The following is a 21,449-nucleotide window of genomic DNA, read 5'->3' on the forward strand; positions in this document are numbered from 1 at the left end:
CAATGGTTACAGTTTGAGTTCCATCCCCTCCCTGGCAAAAAACACCTCGGTATCACCAGACTTGCCAGTCTCACAGTACATCTTCGCCATCTCGTCAATCTGGTCATCGGTACGGTCCGGATCATGGTGAAAAAGAGCCAGTTTTTTCACGCCTGCACGGTTAGCTGCTTCCACTACGTATTCAAAGCTGGAGTGGCCCCATCCAATCCGGTTGGCTTGGTATTCATCAGCCGTATACTGGGCATCGTGAATCAGCAGATCGGCATCACGATAGAAGTCTTCAATAGCCTGGTTCTGCTCGTTTGCCACTTCTTCCCCCTCGTAAGCCATTGCCTCGTCATAATCGAGATGATCAGGATCAGTAATAAAAAGATTCCGGAACGGCTCGGTATCGTAACACGTGCACACCTTTTTGCCCTCAAACTCAAACCTGTAGCCCAGAGCGGTAATGGGATGATTGAGAAGTTTGGTCACAAGATTCAGGCCTCGGCCTAAATCGATGGCAGGGGTCTCTTTTAACCGGATATATTCGATATCAGAAGCGAGCTCTCCCATATTTACGGGAAAGTACCGATATTTCATCTGCCCACCCACGACATCCTCTAATGGGTCATCCTCAAAAGTTACGGGACCATACACCTTCAGTTTCGTACCTGGTATATAGATCGGGGTAAAATAAGGAAATCCCATTATATGATCCCAGTGGGTGTGGGACAAAAAGATCTGGGTATCGATCGGTCCTTTAGGCAAATCCGTGCCAAGCAGAGACGTGCCAAGTTCCCGGATGCCGGAACCGGCATCAATAATGATCAGCCGGTCATCTTCCCCGACACGTAACTCAATGCAGGCGCTATTGCCGCCATACTTTTGAGTATGTTTCCCAGGACAGGGAATAGAACCACGAACACCCCAGAATCGTATTTTCATAATCGTACCCGCTTAGATCTGTAGAAACATTTCAGCCTTTTGAATCTCCTTCTGCACATCTTCACCGATACTGCCGAAATCAGCCATACTCAGACCGAGTAGTTCAAGCAGTTCGGTCACCTCTGATTCTCGAGGGAAGGAACTACCGGCAAAACCAACATCGAGAATATCGGTATACATATTACCAAGTGCCACGTAGCCTATCCTTTTGGTAGAATCCTCTGAAATTGTGGCTAGGTTATGATGCTGGCTAATACAATTGGTTATCTCTTCGTTAAGTTTCCACTTTTCAGCGATCATACGTCCTACCTCCTGATGGTCGATCCCCAGCACCTCCTGCTCAGCCTCGATTAGCGGAATCTGCTCATTTCGGGCCATATTTACAACCTGGATATATTCATCACCAAAAGGAATCTTGCCAAGATCATGCAGCAGACCGGCCACAAACAACCCTTCCCGCTCCATAACCGGCATATCCTGGATAGCAGCATATAGCTTGGCGCTGACCCCCACCCCGATGGAGTGCTGCCAGAATTTAGTTGTAGGGATAACTCGTGATTTCTTGACACCGCCCACCGTCTTAATAATAGCAGTGGATAACGCCATATTTTTCACCGTATTCATGCCAAGCATGGTAATCGCCCTGGTCAGAGTGGTTACCTTATCGACAAGCGAGTAATAGGCCGAGTTGATCAGTTTCAGGACCTGTCCCGTGAGAACAGGGTCAAGAGACACCACCTTGTTTAACTCATTGGGAGAGGCATCTGTACGGCTGCAAACTTCCATCACCTTGCCCACCGTTGTGGAGAGGCTTGGCATTTTGCGAATGAATTTTTCTATATCTTTACGCTGTTGTTCTTTATCAAGAGTCATCGTCTTAACATCCTTAAAGAACTGAATATTTCATAAATAATCATAATATAGACAAACAACCTGCATTGTATATGAAGATAGAATACAGGTCAAGAATGAGTCCACAGGAGGGCTCATTTCCTCCTATTTTGAGAACTCTACAGCCTCACGATAGGTGATTGTACTGCCCCCGAAGATGTCGAGCGCACTACCAATCGTGACATCGATGCGTCCTTGACCAAGCGTCTGTACAAGCTCCATATCAGCTTTGTCACGGACACCACCAGCGTACGTTGTCGGCAACGGTGACCAGAGCGCAAGTTTTTCCACCAGTACCTTTTCAATACCGGAACATTTTCCTTCCACATCAGCCGCATGAATGAGGAATTCGTCACAACTCTCAGCCAACTCGTCAAGAACCTGCCCGGAAATGACAACCTCTGTAAAATTCTGCCAGCGGTCTGTCACGATAAAATAGTTATCTCCCCTTCTTCGGCAACTAAGGTCTAACACCAATCTTTTCTTTCCCACCCTGTCAACCAGTTTGTTCAACCTGCTTCTGTCGATAACACCACCAGAAAATACGTAGGAGGTAACAATAACGTGTGATGCCCCCCTGTCAAGCCACTGGACAGCATTCTCAGCTGTGATACCGCCACCAATCTGCATACCGCCAGGCCACGCCCGCAGAGCCTCTGTGGCGGCTTCATCATTGCCCGGTCCCAGTTTTATGATATGACCACCGGTAAGGTTGTCGTTTTTATACAACTCCGCATACCAGGAAGATGATTTATCGGCGATAAAATTTGTCTGTAATGAGTCCGGGCTTTGATCGCTCAGGGTAGAGCCGACTATCTGCTTTACGGTCCCACCATGGAGATCGATACAGGGTCTGAATTTCATTTATCCATGCACCATAAAAAAACGGGATTCCTCATCATGAAGAATCCCGTTCGGTTCTTAATCGGGAACAATCATCGTTCCGCCCTTGATGCCATATACTTACGCTTTCTGAATAAGCATGGTCGAAGGATCGAGCTTTAAGGTTGTACCCGGGTCAACTGCACACTCCTCACACTTGAGGATATCCAGGTTCATCTCGTTACCTTCGGGATTAATCACCAGCACGGTATCGAACAGGTCGTCAATTTCATGACATGGTGCCGGAACACCGTCTGCACTGGTCCGCGGGTCTTCACGATGACGTACAGATGAAAACCAGATCATTTTTAAACCGCTCTGCTCCATGAAAGTGCGCATCTCCTGAACCGACTCGCGACTGGCACTCCCAAAATCAAAGCCATCGATGATAAGACATTCCGGTTTGAAAATATCCTGCTCAACGAGGTCGTTAAGACGCTCTTCAAGAACGGCACGACTAAAGGAGGACTCCTTAAAGGTCATGATCATCCTGTTGTTCATAATCGCAGGAATATCCTCAACAGACTCACCTTCTGACAGCAGGGAGAGAATATCATCATACCAGCTTCTTGTTTTGCCAACTGTCTCACCAATAGAGACGTGCAGCACCCTGTTTCCTAAAAGCATGCAATCAAGAGCAAACTGGACCAGAATTGCTGTTTTTCCTAGACCGGCTCTGGACATGACCAGACCCATGGAGCGGAGACCGCTTTTCGCCTTATCCTCAAGACCAAGCGCCCGCAGCGGATTATTCACTACAGAATCGTTGTTTGCCATGGCAACCCACCTCTTTATAATTTCCCGTCGGCCTGTTTTTCGAAAACCGACATGCAATATTTAAGTTCTATCCTGTTATAGGATCAGAATCAACTATTCTTCTTCTCTTCCTGGAACGCCTTGATCAGCTCTTCGCCGACACTCTTCGGTACTGGCTTGAAGTTAGCGAACTCCATGGTAAATTCCGCCTTACCCTGGGTCAGGGAGCGAAGGACGGTGGAGTAACCAAACATCTCTGAAAGCGGTACTTCTGCCTCAATTACACTGTAGAGCCCTTCTTCCATGGAACCGATAATCATACCACGACGCTGGTTAATGGAGCCCATGATCGCACCCTGGAACTCGGTAGGACCTTCTACGGCAACTTTCATGATCGGCTCGAGGATCTGCGGCTTGGCCTTCATGTATCCTTCTTTGAATGCTCCGACAGAGGCAAGCTGAAAAGCCACGTCAGAGGAGTCAACCGCATGGAATGCACCGTCGTTGATAGTGCAGCGTACACCTGTGATCGGTGCACCTATCAGACTACCCTTGGCAACGGCTTTCTTAAAACCCTTGTCACAGGAGCTGATGAATTCACGTGGGATAACACCACCCACGATATTGTCCACGAATTCGTACTCGCCCTCTTCCATCGGCTCCATGAAACCGGCAACACGACCGAACTGACCGGAACCACCGGTCTGTTTTTTATGGGTGTAGTTGAACTCGGCTCTCTGGGAAATTGCCTCACGATAGGCAACCTGAGGAGCACCAACCTCAACCTCGGCCTTGTACTCGCGTTTCATGCGCTCAGTATACACCTCAAGGTGCAACTCACCCATACCGGAGATAATGGTCTCATTGGTCTCTTTGTCCACATAGGACCTGAAGGTCGGGTCTTCCTTGGTAAATCGGTTCAGCGCCTTGGACATGTTAACCTGAGCCTTGTTGTCCACCGGAATGATAGCAAGTGAGATAACCGGCTCCGGAATGTGCATGGAGGTCATGGAACAGGAAATGTCTTCGGAACAGAAGGTATCACCGGAGGCACAATCGATACCGAACAGGGCTACGATGTCACCGGAACCACATGAATCAATCTCTTCCATCTCATCGGAATGCATACGGCAGAGACGACCAATCTTCACTTTCTTGCCGGTACGGCTGTTAAATACGGTATCACCCTTTGTCAGTGTACCCTGATAGGTTCTGATGTAGGTGAGCTGCCCGTAACGGCCGTCTTCAAGTTTAAACGCCAGTGCCACGAGTGGGTCTTCAGGGTCATTGGTGACCGCAAACTCTTTTTCGTCCTCTTTCAGGTCAAGCGCCAGATTTGTTACATCTGTCGGACACGGCAGGTATCTCTCAACTGCATCAAGAAGTGTCTGGACGCCCTTGTTTTTGTAGGCAGAACCCATAAGAACCGGGGTGAAATCCAGAGACAGGGTTCCCTTACGGATGGCATCCCAGATGAGCTGCTGATCGATGTCGCCGCCTTCAAGCACTGCCTCCATCAATTCTTCGGAAAACATGGAAACTTCCTCAAGAAGCGCCTCACGTTTTTCGTCTGCCTCAGCCTGCATAGCAGCTGGGATATCGTCTTCGCGGATTACCTCACCGTTATCACCATCGTAATAGATCGCTTTCATGGTTACCAGATCAACGACCCCTTCAAGATCGTTCTCCAGACCGATAGGCATCTGTAACATGTGAGCGTTCAGCTCTAGCTTTTCCTGGAGCTGTTCGGTCACCTTCATCGGGTTAGCACCGGTTCGATCACACTTATTGATGAAGGCAATACGCGGGACATTATACCGGGTCATCTGACGGTTAACCGTAATGGACTGCGATTGTACACCACCAACAGAACAGAGCACCAGAACAGCACCATCAAGAACACGCAGGGCACGCTCAACCTCAACCGTGAAGTCAACGTGACCCGGGGTATCGATGATGTTGATTTCGGTTCCTTTCCAGTTACAGTAAGTGGCGGCGGACTGGATTGTAATACCACGTTCCTTCTCCAGTTCCATGGAGTCCATCTTGGCACCGACGCCATCCTTGCCACGTACTTCGTGGATCGCATGAATCCTGTCCGTATAGAACAGAATCCTCTCGGTCAGGGTCGTTTTGCCCGAATCGATATGGGCGCTGATACCTATATTACGTACCTTCGATAAATCTTTACTCATGGCTGCTTTCCTCTACCAACGCAAGCCGGTCATATACCGACCCCGCACTCTCATGGAATTTTTACTGGGTAATGAAAATAATTAAGGAGCTACAGCTCCCTGCAACTCCCTTTGCAACTGACTCTATTTCAAGGAATTGAATTCTTGTTTGCTCGTCCATCCTTTCGAAAAAAACGACGGACACCCTACATGTTACAGGGTAACCTAATAGAATATACAATCTTCATATCGATGTCCACTAAAAAAGTAACTTCGACTTATCTTTTCTTCAAACAGCGGAGGCTGACACTTTCGAAAAGCTCATTGTGAGCCATTGAATAGACCTTAAAATACTAATCCCGCTATTTCTTTGTTAAGGGCAAGCCGAACCTGTCCTGACCAAGCAGACTGGTGGCGTCATCGGCAAAGAGGGAGAGGAAACTGTTGTCGGCCATATTGCACCTGAAACCACGACAGGTTCTGGGACGGTAATGATATATCTTACAGTAGTATTTGTTGTTTCGCTTTTGCATGAACACACAGCCCTTTTCATCCGGGTGAATCATAAATATCTTACCCTCCGCTTCTGCATCTACTGTCGCCAGCCTGAGTCCTTTTTCCCGAATCATTCCCATGGAAATATTGACCCCGACATGCCCTCCCATCTTCTTTATAAACTCCACCTCATCCTTATATAAAGGGATTTTCCTGTACTTCCTGCAACAGGTTCCGCACTGGCGGCATTCGTGGAAGATGGTTTGAAGGACACTTTCGTCGATTCGGGCATTCATTATCTTCCCCTTACAAAATATTCCAACGTTTTTTTAACGGATGATCCCGCAGTATACGGCTTGCCCGTTCCGAGTGCATCACCCCGACACGTCCAGCTGCTGGCGCCATGAGGCTATCCAGGCTTGCCAGCACCGACGCCTGTAATGATTCCTGGTTGTATCCCCCTTCAAGGATAAAGATCAACCTGTTATTACAGCTCTCTGCGGCATATTGTTTGAGCATGGTGGTCACCGTACCGAACCAGCGCGTCGAAAGCATGGTCGCACTGATCGGATCGTCGGCATGACCGTCATATCCTGCAGAGACCAGGATCACCTGAGGCATGTATTGCTCCACCACTCCCTGCATTATTTTCCCCACCAGGAACGTGTATTCATCATCCCCGAAATGAGAGGGCGTCGGCACATTGATGGTGTACCCCTCCCCGGCATCACGACCTACCTCGCTGCTCGCCCCGGTATTTGGGAAAATATCCCGCTCATGAACCGATACGAAAAGGACCTCGCCGGTTTCATAAAACAGCTCCTGGGTTCCGTTACCATGGTGCACATCGAAGTCAAGCACCAATATCCGACTCAATTGGTAAAAATCCCGCAGGTACTGAGCCGCAATCCCCACATTATTCAAGACACAAAAGCCCATCCCCCGGCCGGGTTCAGCATGATGCCCCGGCGGCCTGACGAGGCCGTACCCCACATCAAGATCACCTGCCATCACAGCATCACAGAGAGCCAGGCAACCTCCCGCGGCCAGCCTGGCAGTGGCAAACGACTCTTCCATCAGGTAGGTATCCGGATCATAGGAGTACGGATCTGGCTTTATGGCATGGTTACGGATCTGGTCAAGATAAAACGGGGAATGAACCCCTTCTATCTGAGCTGTTGTTGCCTCACGGGCCGGAAGCCTTACGTACCTGCCCTCATAACGATTGCGGATCTCACTGTACAAATTGCGGATACGATCGGGATTTTCCAGCGATACACCATCAATCCTGTGATGAAAATACCTCTCGTCAAAAAGAAGCCCGCACCTGTTATTCATAGAAATAGTGATATATTGAGGTTTGCGAAAACTGCTCGGAATTCAGCCTGAACAGGTGACCGGTCCTTTTTACCTGGGCATCCTCGTACTGCAGTGATTCTGCCAGATCAAAACCAAGCTTTTTCAGGCATCTTTGCTGGGCAACATTCCCGATATCGGTATACATTTCCACCCCATCAAGCTGCATCTTCTGAAAAAGGTGAATGATCAGGTACTTCTGAGCCTCGGTCCCATACCCCTTGTTCCGATACGAGGGAATCGCAATCTTCAGGGCGATAACTGCCCGATTACCTTTTCCCGGCTTCAGCCAGTAATGAATGGTTCCGACGGGCATATCCTCGTCTTTAACCTCTATGACAAAGGTCTTGCCCTGTGCACTCCAGAGGCTGCCAGCTTCCAGTTCATCCAGCGTTTTTTCAGCATCCTGCTGCTCAGGTGTCAAAAAATCTCCGTACGCTTCCTTTGAATTACTCCAGGCCACGATATACGGCAAGTCGTCTTTTTCGATCTTGCGCAAACAGAGGCGGGGGCTCATTATTCTATCGCCGAACAGGTTCATAGTCATTGGCAGCAGCCGTGGATTACCCACCACGGCTGCCTTGTCCATAGGAGAGATTAGAGATTATTGACCGCTTCCTGGAGGTCCGTTGTTGAATTCACCAGCCGATCCAAGGCCTCCACCGTCTCACTCAAGGTCTTATTAACAACCTGGGTTGACTGCTGGCTTTCCTTCGAGGCCACAGAGACGTTTTCAATATCCCCCATAACCTCAATACCGTTGTTGCTTAGGCCTTCCGCCTTCACACTCAGGTTATCGACTGAATCGGAGATAGTCACAATACCTTCTGAAATAGTATCCATAGATTCAAGCGCCGTGTTGATAACCCGGCCTCCATCCTGCAGCATAGACATTCCCTGCTGCATGGCCTGGATCGTGAATTGTGATTCCTTCTCCACGTTTTTAACAATATCAGAGATATCAATGGCGGACCTGGAACTGTTTTCAGCCAACTTTCTCACCTCATCGGCCACCACCGCAAAACCCCGGCCCGCATCACCGGCACGTGCTGCCTCAATCGCTGCGTTAAAGGCCAGCAGATTCGTCTGGGAAGCAATCTCTTTAATGATATCGACAAAACCGGAAATCTTCTCCAACTGGTTCACCAGACCATCCACCATTTCATTGTTTTTCTGCATGGTGGTGTTGATTTCGGCGAGCTTAAGCTCCGCATCCTTACCGGCGGACTTCCCTGTTTCCGCTTCTTTTGCAAGATTCACCGCCAACCTGTTCGACTCCTCAAACAAGGCGACCATCTCCTTGGAACTTTCGACCATGTTCTTTACAGTAAGAGTAGTACCATCGAGCTTTTGTACGTTCTCATCGATCAGCGCATTCATTTCATCAACCTGAAGGTTTGCAGCATCCATCTGCTCCTTGGATTCTGCAACAAGGCTGTCCACTTCCCCAACAGCGCTACTGATCAGGTTCTCCACGGCTTTTTCAGCCGAGACATCGATAATATACTCCAGAGCGCCCTTAATATTGCCTTTTGCATCCTTGATCGGAGCACCTGTATATTTTATGGGAACGGAAGTTTCAGGTGAGATATTGGCCACGGTCTGCGCCGTAACCACCGAGTCGGTTTTCATCGCACGGCTGCAGGCACAATTGTCCGTATGGCAATGAGCAGTCTTGAAAACATCGTAACATTTCCTTCCCACGAGCTCATCAGGAGTCTTATTTGCTACCGCCGCACCTGCCGGATTCATGAAGGTAATCGAAAAATCCGTATCAATGGACATGATCGGCGTCGGGATCGTGTTCAGGTTTTCTATCTTCTCATCCGCGGCCTGCTTCTGCTTCGTTTCTTCCGTCTGATCCAGGATGTATTCGAGCGCCCCCTTGATGTTGCCTTTGGCATCCTTGATTGGAGCACCAGTATATTTGATCGGAATCAGGACCCCTTCAGCTGGACGAGCTATTGTCTGCTCGGTTACCACCGAATCGGTCTTCATGGCGCGAGCACAGGCGCATTTCTCGGTCTGACAATGAGGCGTCTTAAAAAGGTCATAACACTTCTGCCCAATCAGTTCATCAGGGGTTTTGCCAACGACGGCAGCTCCTGCTGGATTCATGAAGGTAATACTGAAATCCGTATCAATCGACATGATCGGGGTTGGAATTGTGTTCAGGTTCTCAATCTTTTCATCCGCCGCCTGCTTCTGCTTCGCTTCCTCGGTCTGGTCGAGGATATACTCAAGCGCCCCCTTGATGTTCCCCTTGGCATCCTTGATTGGCGCCCCCGTATACTTAATCGGGATGATTACCCCCTCTGCCGGGCGGGCGATAGTGTATTCGGTAACGACAGAATCTGTCCTCATGGCACGGCCACAGGCACACTTCTCAGTCTTGCAGTGCGGAGTCTTAAAGATATCGTAACATTTCTGACCGAGCAATTCGTCCGGAGTCCTCCCCGCAACAGCTGCTCCGGCCGGGTTCATAAAGGTGATGGCAAAATCCGTATCAATCGACATGATCGGTGTAGGGATAGTATTCAGGTTCTCGATTTTCTCATCCGCCGCCTGCTTCTGTTTTGACTCCTCCGTCTGGTCAAGAACATACTCAATTGCGCCCTTGATATTACCCTTGGCATCCTTGACCGGTGAACCAGTATATTTAATCGGGATGATAACCCCGTCTGACGGGCGCGCAATAGTCTGCTCAGTAACAACAGAGTCTGTCTTCATGGCGCGGGCACAGGCACATTTTTCGGTCTTGCAATGTGGTGTCTTAAAGATGTCGTAGCATTTCTGACCGACCACCTCATCAACCGTCAAACCTGCCACACCCGCACCGGCCGGATTGATGAAAGTGATAGTAAAGGTGGTATCGATTTCCAGGATCGGTGTCGGGATGGCATCAAAACCGTTTGACAACTGGTGTAATTTCGCTTCCGTATCTTTCAACGCAGTAATGTCACTCAAACTGACAAAAGTGCCGGAGCCGGCACCGTTTACCGGAACAGCTTTCGATTTATAGTAACGGACCGAACCATCATCACGTTTTTGAATGGCCTCAGCTTCAACAAGTTTATTAATCCTGGCCGACTTATCAACCGGGCAGTCCTTGGTGCCGCAGAGATGGACCTGACACGCCTCTTCACAGGTCATAGAGTTTAGCACGTCTTTCGACTCAAGCTTGAAGGTGTCCAGAAATGCCTGGTTTGCCCAGGTGATAATCCTTTTGTCATTGACGATGTAACCCGGTTCCCTTAACAGGTTAAGACATGAAGTATCCATGTCGCTCTCCTTAATGTTCTTGTCTAAAGTTGCCATAGTTTCCCTCATATTGCAGAAAGTTAATCTTCTCTTTCAATTACCTTTTATCAAGACGGTTGTACCGGTTCCTCACTACCGATTCCGTACTCCAGATGATTACGCACCAGATTGTAGGTGTTCACGACCAGCACATGCTCCACCACCCCTGTGCCGTTATCAAACTCAATGAGTCGGTCAAGGGTATCCTTTTTCTCCGCCAACTGCGGATTGAGTGACGGAGTGGTATGAAACGTTTCTTGCTTGTAGATAGTAACGACCTGATCCACTTCCAGGGCCACGGTATGATGGTGACCGCTGCAGATTATCAGCCGTCTTTGGACATTATCTCCTCCCCTCTGAGGGTAGCCGTAAAAGCCGCGCAGATTTACAACCGGAACCACCCGCCCGCGCAGATTAATGACACCGCTGCGAAAGCCTGAATCACCGGGTACACGCATCACCTCGTCAGCCTCAATGATTTCGTACACATCTTTCAGCTCTATTGCGTAATTTTTCACTATCGAGAATACGAGGTAACAGTTTTCCGTAATAAGATGATGGGTCGACCTTGCAGTGTCGCCCGCCGGGTCAACAACGAAACTGGAACCGTTTTTTATGCGTGACATAGACTTGATTTCATCAATCTCGTTACAGACGAGGTTTTCCATGTTCAGCAGCATCACACTCTTTCCGGATGGCCGCGCATAAAGACCGGTGATGTTTTCATCCTGCCCCGGAGGAAGACTAAGTATCTCATTATCCGGAACCGACAGGATCTCCAGGACGTCTTCAACAATCATCCCGAAGGCACAATCGTCTTGGGCCAACACCAACACCCTGCTCGTTTCGGCATGGTCACTCTCCCCTGTACGCTTGCCGTTTAGCAGATGAGAGGAGTTAATGACGGGTATGGTACGTCCCCGCAGTTCCAGTGCACCATCCAGAATCCCACTCCTGAACATTTCATCGATCTCGGTCAGGAAAGTAATCTCCTGCGCGCATTCAACAGGAATGCCGTATTCTTGTCCATTACAGGTCACAACAACAAAGCGGGAGCGGCTTACCTGTTTTTTTTCTCCCTCCCGACTTGCAGGGCCCAGGCTATTTTCAAGTTCCTCCACCCCGCGTAGAAATAATTTTTTAAGATCAAGAAGTTCGGCAACCCTCTTGCCCCGTTCAAGGTGAATGAGTGAGGATATAATTCTGTCCTCAGTCTGCAGTGCCGCTCCGAGTGGAACAACCGCCTCCGCGTCTGCCCGAAACACATCGCGGATGTCATCCATCAGCAAACCGAATTGCTGATTATACAAGCTAACGACGGCAACCTTAGCATCATCCCTGTAAGCACAATCAGCAAGACCGAGGCGTTTTTTCATATTAATGACCGGGATGGTTTCGTCCCGAAGATGCATAATTCCTTCTAGAAAATCCACTCCTCCGGGTAATGGCATTATCCTGCCATGAATAGGAGTCGCTTCCATCACGCTCTCTGCCTGGAGGGCAATTTCAAGCCCTTCACGCTCATCGAGCAGAAATGAAGCAAAGAGTTTTTCCCGTACCATGCCTGTTCCCCCTCTATACTGCGACTTTGCTGTTGGCCAGCATCCGGCTTACAACTTCACCAAGGCCATCCATATTGACTGAATCCATGGCCGCGATATAACGCGGTTGCAATTGATGAAACGTACCTTCGTCACGCTTCTGTGTTCTGATATCAGTGATGAGGATAACCTTCAATTCCTCAAAACGGTCCCGCATTGAAATAAGCTCTTCAAGTTCACTCCAGCTTGCGGCAAACAGGAACATGAGATCACCGCTCTTGGGTATATTTGCAATTGGACGTGCGCAAACCATTGCCTCTGAGAGATCGGTCATCTCCTCAAGTACCGGCAGCGATTGTAATCGAGAAACGCACCTCTTCGGACATCTCCAATAGACGCAATCATTGCCGCAATATGTTGTTTTGCATGAGTAGAAAAATATTCGCATAACCCCCAATCCACTGTACACATTCTTTTATTGTTCGCCGGAATCACTTCCCCCTTCGCCCTCTATCGCAGGAAATATGCCAGTAACAATAAGTGGTCTCTATTAAAGAAATAGAAGAAACAGAACAGGAACATACAGCAACCAAACGTCAGGTATACAACTCAATCAGGAACACGAAAAAGTGTTAACTTTTATGGACAGTCACACAAATGTTTACAGTAACAATTCGATAGGTACAAAAAAGGTTACAGTAAATATCTTTTAAAAGGTACTCAGCAGCCAAAGGAATGTGGTCGGCCACTTTAGACTATGGTCTGCCTGGATTTCTCATGGCCATCATGTCAATTTAATATTCCAACCAGTTGGCAAGCGACTTCCGGTGCAACAGGGAATTGCCGACCCGAGTAATGCAATGCCCTGTGTGCCTTGACTGGCAGGCCATCTCAACTCGCGATATTTCCGGGCTAACCAGTTCCCGTCCGAACCCTACCCTTTTGTCCAATGTCGAGGCACGACTTTAATTTCTTACTACAGGCATATGATCGATACCGAAATCACACTTCGTTCGCTCGTCTGTAAGGATAAAAATCTACCCGGTCTCTCTCATCCGCTGAAGAAGAGGCTGAGCTACCTGGGATTGAGCCGGAAAACTGATGCCGCAACAATCGGATCAGGCAGATAAGATAAGATCTAAAATTTGCACCGGTTGTTCGTGTTCGGAAATTCAAATCCAATCTTTTTTTCGGAAATAGAAATACTGACAGATACCTATACCCATAAGTAGAAAAACGACGATGAGAAATGCCCATTTATATGATGCACCAGGTATCCCTCCTACATTAATACCAAGTAGTCCGGTGAAAAAACTAAGAGGTAGAAAAATTGCTGTTATAATGGACAGGAAATACAATCTGGAATTGAGTTGAGCAGAGAGAGCATTGGTGAATTCTTCCCGGGCCACACTCGTCCTGTCACGCAGTGAATCAAGATCTTCAACTACTCGTATGAGGATATTTGCTATTTCGTGTAGTTGTCTTTTGTCTTTTTCAGTAAACCAGGAAACACTATCAATCTGTATTCTTGATATCGCTTCACGTTGTGGTGCCAGGTAGCGGCGAAGGATAATCACATTTCTTCTCATAGAAGAGATCTGTGTTCGCAACGTCTCATCACAAGAAGAGGAAATTTGCTCTTCGAGTTCAGAAGTTGTACTCTCAATGCCATCCAGTGCTCTTTCAATATATGATGTCAGGAACTCTGTGATCGAAATAATTAAATGGCTTGCCGAAACCGGCCCCTTCCCCTGTATAAGCTGGTTCTTTAGATCAGTAACAGAGAGCAGAGGGCGTTGTCTGGTAGTAATAATCCTTTGTTCTTCAGCCCAGATTCGCAGAGACACCATGTCCTCAAAGTCTGCGCCAGGATTGTGGTTTATCCCTCGTAAAGTTAAGAGGGTGCTTTTACCTATGACAGTTGAGCGAGGTCTTGCTTCTTCACTGATAAGAGCTTCAACTATCAAGTGATCAAGATTGCTTTTTTCATATAGCCAATTCAAGGCAGCTGGTGAAGTATAGTTGAGGTGAATCCACAATATCCCGTCACTTGCTTGCCAGCTATTAATCTCATCCCATCCTAACTCGCGGGCGGCCCCATTTCCATCCAACAACAAACCATGGATCAATCCATTATTATCCATCATAATCCTTGAACATAAAGTGCTGATTAAGATCTCAATTGTCGTACTGTCACCTCTTTTCGGGGGCCATTTTAGAAAAAACTTCACCACGAAGTTGAGCCCCTGCTCCCTCATCAACAGATCTCAGATGCAGGTCTGATTGAGGGAAGGGTATCTCTATATTGTTGATAGCGAATTCATTTTCAATATCTATATTCAAATCACTCAGGACCTGTATTTTATCTAGAAACTCAGGAATCCACACTCTCAACTCAAAATCAAGTGAATTTGCTCCAAAAGCAAGGAAGAAAACATTGGGTTTAGGGGCATTGAGGACCATTGGGTTTGCATTCCCACATGATATGAGGATTTCCATAACTTTACTGATATCAGAGCCATATGCAACACCAACAGGTATTTTCACCCGGACCTTCCTGTCAGCAAGAGTCCAGTTGGTAACCTGCCCAGTGATAAGGTCTGAATTCGGAACGACAATTTCTGCGTTATCAAACGTTTGGATTATGGTTGCACGTAGTCCAAGCTGTTTAACTTCGCCCCATTCAGTTCCTACCTGGATAGTATCTCCTACTTTGAGGGGACGTTCAAATAAAAGAATCAGACCGCTTGCAAAGTTGGTTACTATCGCCTGCAGCCCAAAACCGATACCAATACCAAGAGCGCCGCCGAGTAAAGTAATCTGGTTAAGCTGAAAACCCAATACCCGAAGCATGACCAGGAAACCAATAGTAAGAATGCCATAATGGGCGAGCCGTGTAATTGAAAGTTGCACCCCCTTTTCTACTTTATAACGAGGGAGTACATCCTTTATCAGGAAAGCCTGTAAGGCTCTGGAAGCCAGCAGCGCCCCATAAAAAACTCCACCGATGGTAAAGATGAATTTCAATGAGATGTTTTCACCACCAAGATCGAATCCTAAGTTGTTAATTTCTACGAAAGCCTTATTGATGGTTGGATAAATATCCCATATAACACTTTGAATTGTTACTAAAATAAGAAGGTGAAACCAGGCAATAATTGGCCGGACACTTTTCAGAATATCCGTAAGATTCTCTTTAATCAGGGGAAACGGAAGAAGAGACAAAACAAGTTCAAGGACACCAAGGTGGAAGAGATATAAAACCCAAACTATCAGGCAGGCAATAATAGTGGATAAGAAAACCGAGAAGAGCATAACCGCCAGTTGATCATAACCTGCCACTCCTGCGACAATGATAAGTAATGGGAACAATCCCCAGGTTCGTTGCAGCCAGACTTCAGAGGCTTTTCTATTCCTGGTAGACGGGAGCCTGGAAAGATAATAAAAGAAAGCTGCAATAGAAACATAGAATACATAGAGCAGAATCAATATCTGGGGGAGACCCAAAAGAAAAAGAGTCATTGTTATCGCCAGAAAAAACGACAGTTGCTTCAACAGTCTTCTTTTCTCCTTGTCTGCCATAAGATTTTTTGTCAGGCGAATAACTGCAAACAGCGTGATTACATGCAAAAGAGCTTCCCACTGTTGCTGAAGATCAGCGTTAACTGGAAAGATGTTGGTTATTGCATTTATACTTGAACCCATAAAAATAGCTGTTGCAACAGGACGTTTGGCAAAGGGCTGCCACTGAGAGTCCTTTGGAGGAAAGTCTTTGGTCTTATAGATACCAATACAGAGCAACACCAACCCAAGACAACCCAGAAACACATAGCCTGAATTTTGCTTTACATTGCTCAAATGATCTTCAATGAACAGTTTGGTTCGAGCAAAACTCCGGGTAAACAGAGCAATATTAATTCGGGAGTAGAAATCCCCGGACAACATTGAGGGAGCGGTCTGCTGTACATAAGTCACTTTCAGATCTGTATCTAAAGCCTGGAGATCAGAATCGACAGAATAGAGTGTAATTTGCAGATCTCCAATCTGTTTCCCTGTAGTCAGAACGATATTAAGATTTTCTTCTATCAGGCGTATCGCTTCGTCAACGGTTTCTAAAACTTTCCTATATTGGTCTTTTTCCAAAATAAGTGGAATTTCTTCGGTTTCATCAATGTTCAGGACCTTTTCCTTCCTTTCTATCCACTGTTTTCTGTTCTCTGAAAGAAATGTAATAAGCCTGTCGACTGACTCAGTGATATTATTAAGACGCGCCCCGATCCGTTGAGTTCGCTCCTGGAGTTTGTCAACCAACAAAGGTTGTAATTCCGCGCTGGTCTGGGCTGCTGTTGTATCCCACCGGAGCGCATCTATTTCTTCAGCCAGTTTCGGGAGCTGTTCCTCTATAGACTTACTTCTATTTTCTTTATGAATTCTATTCTGGAGGTCAATAAGTTCTTTAGGTAGTATTGTAGCCCAGGAATAGATATTAATGAACGTGGTTTTCTGCTCCTCAGTCACCACAATGGTTTTATCCTCCGCACCCTTCGTTTTTTCCTCCGCAGCTGCAGGAAAGGGCAGTAAACTTACAAGGGTAAATAAGGAAAAAACAAGAAGCAGGTTTGAGAAAGGGATTTTTAACATTGTCTGCTCTGATTAAAATTGATTGCCTCAACCATACTAAAACTTTCACATTAATTGCTTGTGAAGAAGTCATAGCCGTCAACAACAGAGATCTATAAAAATAGCATTTTCTTATTAATATACTATTTAATATAGTGTAGCTATCTTATCTTTCTCATCCTTGCTCATTAGAGTTGGGAGTGTGAAAGTGACAATTCTGCACCTCCTGACAAACGTGCAGAAATCACCTGGAAATGATAATAAATGCCTAAGAAAAAAGAGATGTTGCCAGTTATAGGGTGGCGTGAATGGGTAGCACTTCCCGATCTTGGAATCGAATCCATAAAGGTAAAGGTCGATTCCGGAGCACGAACTTCATCATTGCACGCTTTTGATTTGAAGACCTTTGACAGGGACGGAGAGAAATGGGTACGCTTTAAAGTCCAGCCAGTACAGCGTTCAAATAATAAAACTGTTGTTTTAACAGCAATGGTGCTTGAATTCAGATCCGTTAAAAGCTCCAGCGGCATCGCTAAAATGCGACCGGTTATTGTTACCAACGTTGAACTACTCGGTAAAAGGTGGCCGGTTGAATTAACCCTCGCAAGTCGTGACGAAATGGGCTTCAGGATGCTGCTAGGCCGGGAAGCCTTTAGAGGTCGGTTTTTAGTTGATGGCGGAAAGTCCTATTATGGCGGGAAACCAAAAGGCCGGAAAAAGAGCAGCAGACATCGGGAAACAAAGCCCGAACCTAAAGAACAAGGAATGTAATGAAACTAGCAATATTATCTTGCAGCCCGCAAAGCTACAGCACACGACGACTTCGTGAAGCGGCTATCCAGCGCGGGCACAATGTCAAAGTCTTAAATACCCTGAAGTTTGCTATTGATCTTGAAAAAGGCATGCCGGACCTTTACTTCAAGCAAAAACGCCTTTCTCAATATGATGCGGTTCTCCCCAGAATCGGAACATCGATTACCTACTTTGGTACCGCTGTTGTAAGACAATTTGAACAAATGGATGTATTCTGCACCAACTCGTCTGCCAGTATTGCGAATTCAAGGGATAAACTGCGAAGTTTACAGATACTCAGCCGCCACAATGTGGGAATTCCGGAAACAACATTTGTTCGAGACAAAAAAGATGTTCTGCCGGCAATTGAAAGAGTTGGCGGTGTTCCTGTTGTTATCAAATTGATAGAAGGGACGCAGGGAATTGGCGTAATCCTCGCCAACTCAATCAGTACTGCTGCCGGAATAATCGAGCTGCTGCAGAGTCAAAAACAGAGTGTCCTCGTTCAGAAGTTTGTTAAAGAAAGCAAGGGGAGAGACATAAGGGCTTTTGTGGTTGGAAATCAGGTCGTGGGTGCAATGCGCCGTGTTGCCCAGGGCCAGGAATTTCGTAGCAATGTTCACAGAGGCGGTGTCACTGAGCCGGTGATTCTTGATGAAATTTACAGGGAGACCGCAGTACGGGCTGCCCAAATCCTTGGACTTAAGGTAGCCGGTGTAGACCTCCTTGAGGGTAAAGATGGTCCGCAGATTATGGAAGTAAATTCGTCCCCGGGACTGGAAGGCATAGAGGGTTGTACGCAACTTGACATCGCGGGATCTATAATTGACTACATTTCCAACCAGGTAAATTTCCCGGAAATTGATCTGCGTCAACGCCTCACCGTCAGCAGCGGTTACGGAGTTGCTGAAATTCATATCCCGGAAGGCTCCGAATATATAGGCAGGACAATACTTGATTCGGGATTGCGAGAGAAAGATATTGTCGTATTGACACTCCATCGAGATGCAAAAGTGATACCGAACCCTCGATCTCAGAGGGAATTGCAAGCAGGCGACCGACTGCTCTGCTTCGGTAAACTTGAATTGATGCGTGACATGATCCCAAGCAAGACCCGCCGAAAAAGAAGACCGAAAGTACAAGAATTGCCAGATTTACCCGTGGCTGAAGAAGTATTCAAGGAAAAAGGAACCATTGAACCGATCTCTATCCGGGTAGAAAAGGACGTTTCAGACCATGAGTAAACCCAAAAACCAACAATCAATTACTGACTGGTTCGGTGAAAAAATACCTCCCGGAGAGTCACGCAATGTACAACTGGTAGTCGGTGAAAGCTACAGTAGTATGACCGTACAGATTCAGCTTCACATTCGTCGGGCGGTTATAGACGGACCTGTGGTTTTCGTTACAGCCGCCTTGCACGGTGACGAAATAAACGGCTGCGGCGCTGTACGTCAACTTATCCAGGATGATGAATTCCGTCTTCTCAGGGGAGCTGTCATTTTGGTGCCGGTACTTAATCTTCCTGCTTTCGATCGACACTCACGTTACCTGCCGGATCGTCGTGATCTGAACCGCTCATTCCCCGGGACTGCTGAGGGCAGCCTTGCCAGTCGAATGGCTCATACAATTTTTAACGAGATTGTAATGAGATGTGATTATGGGATCGACCTGCACACGGCCTCAGTCCGTCGCACAAACTACCCAACCGTTCGGGGTGATCTCACTGATCCTGAGGTTCGCAGACTTGCTGAAGCGTTTGGCACTGAAATAATCATGAACGGTAAGGGCCCCAAAAAATCATTCCGCAGAGAAGCCTGTTTAGCTGGATGTCCGACAATTATTATGGAAGGAGGTGAAGTATGGAAAGTGGAACCAGGCATCGTTGAAACCGCAGTTCGTGGAATTAAGAATGTTCTTTGCGAACTCCAAATGCTTAACAATAAGAAACAAAAACCTCCTTATCAAATTGTTATCGAGAAATCAAAGTGGATTAGAGCAGAACAGGGGGGATTCCTTCATTTCCATGTTGCCCCGGGGGATTTAGTTGAAAAAGGGCAACCTCTGTCTACCAACACAACCATTCTCGGCGAGGAACAGGGCACACTTCATGCCCCGTTTAACGGGGTGGTTATGGGCATGACGAGTCTACCAGCCATCAGCCCCGGTGAACCGATCTGCCACCTGGGTAAACTCCCGGGAAAACACAGCCCGGACAAACTCACAAAAATAAGAGCCCAAAAAGATGGCCTCGAACAACAGGTCCTGGAAGAGTTAGGATCAAGAGTCCTTGTTGTTGAACCATCTGAAGAAACAAAGGAATCTTGAAGCCATCTTGAATTTACGTCTACATTCCTCCAAGTTTTACCAGGACAGCACTGGCAAAGCTGAGGACGAAGAAAAAGCCGCACATATCAGTAACCGTCGTAAGCAGAGGACCGGAGACAAGTGCCGGGTCTAAGTTAAACCTTTTTAAAACCAGAGGAAGCATACCGCCAAGACTGACAGAGACCAAGGTGTTTGCGGCCAATGCTCCCCCGACCACCAACCCGAGCCAGGGATTCCCTTTCCATAAAAATGCAACACCACCAAGCAGCATCCCCAACACAATGCCGTTAATAACTCCGACCCTGGCTTCTTTGGCCAATACCCACAACAACTCCTTGGGTCGAACCAAGCCGAGGGAGAGCTCACGCATAGAAACAGCCACAGCCTGATTTCCTGAACAACCACTCATGTCACTTACCATTGGCAGGAAGACTGCCAATGTGATAACTGCGGCGAGAGTGTCCTGATACAAGGCAATGACACTGGCTGCTATGAGATTTAAAACAATATTCATGCTCAGCCATGATAATCGACGCCCGGAACGGGACCAAAGCGGCATTGTACGAAATTCTTCACCACCTATAATTCCACTTAACCGTAAAAATGTTTTCGTTTTCTTCTTGTTATAAGCCTCTTCCACACTTCGTGGTAAAACCACTCCAACAAGTTTCCCGACAGAATCAACAACCGGTGCACCGAAGAGGCGATGTGTTTCGAAAAAATCTTTCAGTTCTGTCAACGTCGCTGTATCCAACACACTGAGAGGAGCTTTGATCATAATTTCGGCAAGCCGGGTCTTGGGCGAAGGAAAAAGCAAGTCATGGATGCGAAGGACACCAACCAGCTTATTACTGGTATCCGTCACATAAAAATACTGTACATGATAGTCACTGTATTCTTCATGGTGTGCCTGCAAATCATGAAGAACATCACTGATTCTATTCTTAAATGAATAGACCAAAAACTCGGAAATCATTAATCCGCCGGCACAGTCAGCATCATAAGCCAGGAGTTTTCTCGCTTCAGCGGCCTCTTCGGCGGACATTTGGGACAGAATCTGATCACTTACATCACTATCCATTTCTCCCAGTACATCAGCCAGGTGGTCACTGGAGAGTTCTTCCATGATAGCAGCAGCCTGATTGGGAGGCATATCTTCCACCAGTTCAACGGCATTCGTCTCTGGAATGTCCTCAATCACAACTGCAGCATCCCCAGGACTCAACAGCCCAAGAAGACAACTTTGTTCTTTTTCTGATAATCGAGAGATCGCTCTTGCAGTCTCTGATTGGCTCAGCGAATTTAGAAAGTGGGTGATTCCCGTACCGTCTTTCTCTACTATGAGCTTACTCAGAGTAACCCATGGAGGTATTATACTGGTCATATG

Annotated in this window: 17 protein-coding genes; 3 read left to right on the forward strand and 14 right to left on the reverse strand. The window is 47.1% G+C overall.

Going from position 1 to position 21,449, the window contains the following annotated elements; all coding sequences use genetic code 11:
- Positions 1-6 precede the first annotated feature (6 nt).
- From GA520_RS15990 to GA520_RS16050, 13 genes are all read right to left on the reverse strand, one after another.
- Positions 7-930: an MBL fold metallo-hydrolase gene (locus GA520_RS15990; RefSeq protein WP_163338718.1), complete on the reverse strand. Its 924-nt coding sequence runs from the start codon at positions 928-930 to the stop codon at positions 7-9.
- 9 nt (positions 931-939) lie between these two features.
- Complete coding sequence (locus tag GA520_RS15995) at positions 940-1,800, reverse strand: HDOD domain-containing protein (protein ID WP_163338640.1); 861 nt, start codon at positions 1,798-1,800, stop codon at positions 940-942.
- Positions 1,801-1,923: 123 nt separating this feature from the next.
- Positions 1,924-2,682 carry a phosphoribosylformimino-5-aminoimidazole carboxamide ribotide isomerase gene (gene hisA, locus GA520_RS16000; protein WP_163338639.1) on the reverse strand — a complete coding sequence of 253 codons (759 nt, stop codon included), beginning with the start codon at positions 2,680-2,682 and terminating at the stop codon, positions 1,924-1,926.
- A 99-nt stretch (positions 2,683-2,781) separates the two neighbouring features.
- The gene (locus GA520_RS16005) at positions 2,782-3,477 is read right to left on the reverse strand and encodes a hypothetical protein (protein ID WP_163338638.1); all 696 of its coding nucleotides are present in this window, start codon (positions 3,475-3,477) and stop codon (positions 2,782-2,784) included.
- Between the two features lie 89 nt (positions 3,478-3,566).
- Positions 3,567-5,651, reverse strand: a complete 2,085-nt coding sequence (gene fusA / locus GA520_RS16010; RefSeq protein WP_163338637.1) for an elongation factor G — start codon at positions 5,649-5,651, stop codon at positions 3,567-3,569.
- A gap of 341 nt (positions 5,652-5,992) precedes the next feature.
- Entirely contained in the window at positions 5,993-6,421 is a 429-nt protein-coding gene (locus tag GA520_RS16015) for a YkgJ family cysteine cluster protein (RefSeq protein WP_163338636.1), read from the reverse strand.
- A 10-nt stretch (positions 6,422-6,431) separates the two neighbouring features.
- Positions 6,432-7,463: a histone deacetylase gene (locus tag GA520_RS16020; protein ID WP_163338635.1), complete on the reverse strand. Its 1,032-nt coding sequence runs from the start codon at positions 7,461-7,463 to the stop codon at positions 6,432-6,434.
- The gene (locus GA520_RS16025; RefSeq protein WP_240910169.1) at positions 7,456-8,070 is read right to left on the reverse strand and encodes a GNAT family N-acetyltransferase; all 615 of its coding nucleotides are present in this window, start codon (positions 8,068-8,070) and stop codon (positions 7,456-7,458) included. Before GA520_RS16025 ends, GA520_RS16020 begins: the two co-directional genes overlap by 8 nt.
- An 8-nt stretch (positions 8,071-8,078) precedes the next feature.
- On the reverse strand, positions 8,079-10,799 hold the full coding sequence (locus GA520_RS16030; protein ID WP_163338634.1) for a PAS domain-containing protein: 2,721 nt from the start codon (positions 10,797-10,799) through the stop codon (positions 8,079-8,081).
- A 50-nt stretch (positions 10,800-10,849) separates the two neighbouring features.
- Complete coding sequence (locus GA520_RS16035) at positions 10,850-12,343, reverse strand: chemotaxis protein CheW (RefSeq protein WP_163338633.1); 1,494 nt, start codon at positions 12,341-12,343, stop codon at positions 10,850-10,852.
- 13 nt (positions 12,344-12,356) lie between these two features.
- Positions 12,357-12,770 (reverse strand): hypothetical protein, encoded by a 414-nt coding sequence (locus GA520_RS16040; RefSeq protein WP_163338632.1) that lies wholly within the window; start codon positions 12,768-12,770, stop codon positions 12,357-12,359.
- A gap of 724 nt (positions 12,771-13,494) precedes the next feature.
- On the reverse strand, positions 13,495-14,469 hold the full coding sequence (locus tag GA520_RS16045) for a zinc transporter ZntB (RefSeq protein ID WP_163338631.1): 975 nt from the start codon (positions 14,467-14,469) through the stop codon (positions 13,495-13,497).
- Between the two features lie 46 nt (positions 14,470-14,515).
- The gene (locus GA520_RS16050) at positions 14,516-16,963 is read right to left on the reverse strand and encodes a mechanosensitive ion channel domain-containing protein (protein ID WP_163338630.1); all 2,448 of its coding nucleotides are present in this window, start codon (positions 16,961-16,963) and stop codon (positions 14,516-14,518) included.
- A 243-nt stretch (positions 16,964-17,206) separates the two neighbouring features.
- Between GA520_RS16050 and GA520_RS16055 the strand changes: the two genes are divergently transcribed.
- The 3 genes from GA520_RS16055 to GA520_RS16065 are packed head-to-tail and all read left to right on the forward strand — an operon-like array spanning position 17,207 to position 20,062.
- The gene (locus tag GA520_RS16055; protein ID WP_163338629.1) at positions 17,207-17,713 is read left to right on the forward strand and encodes a RimK/LysX family protein; all 507 of its coding nucleotides are present in this window, start codon (positions 17,207-17,209) and stop codon (positions 17,711-17,713) included.
- A complete protein-coding gene (locus tag GA520_RS16060; protein WP_163338628.1) occupies positions 17,713-18,978 on the forward strand; it encodes a RimK family alpha-L-glutamate ligase in 1,266 nt (421 codons plus the stop codon). Before GA520_RS16055 ends, GA520_RS16060 begins: the two co-directional genes overlap by 1 nt.
- On the forward strand, positions 18,971-20,062 hold the full coding sequence (locus GA520_RS16065; RefSeq protein WP_163338627.1) for a succinylglutamate desuccinylase/aspartoacylase family protein: 1,092 nt from the start codon (positions 18,971-18,973) through the stop codon (positions 20,060-20,062). Before GA520_RS16060 ends, GA520_RS16065 begins: the two co-directional genes overlap by 8 nt.
- Before the next feature lie 19 nt (positions 20,063-20,081).
- On the opposite strand, the gene mgtE is transcribed toward GA520_RS16065, so the two are convergent.
- Positions 20,082-21,446 carry a magnesium transporter gene (gene mgtE / locus GA520_RS16070; RefSeq protein ID WP_163338626.1) on the reverse strand — a complete coding sequence of 455 codons (1,365 nt, stop codon included), beginning with the start codon at positions 21,444-21,446 and terminating at the stop codon, positions 20,082-20,084.
- Positions 21,447-21,449: the final 3 nt, after the last annotated feature.

Origin of the sequence: Desulfopila sp. IMCC35008, from assembly GCF_010646885.2 — a bacterium.
Taxonomy (GTDB): domain Bacteria; phylum Desulfobacterota; class Desulfobulbia; order Desulfobulbales; family Desulfocapsaceae; genus Desulfopila.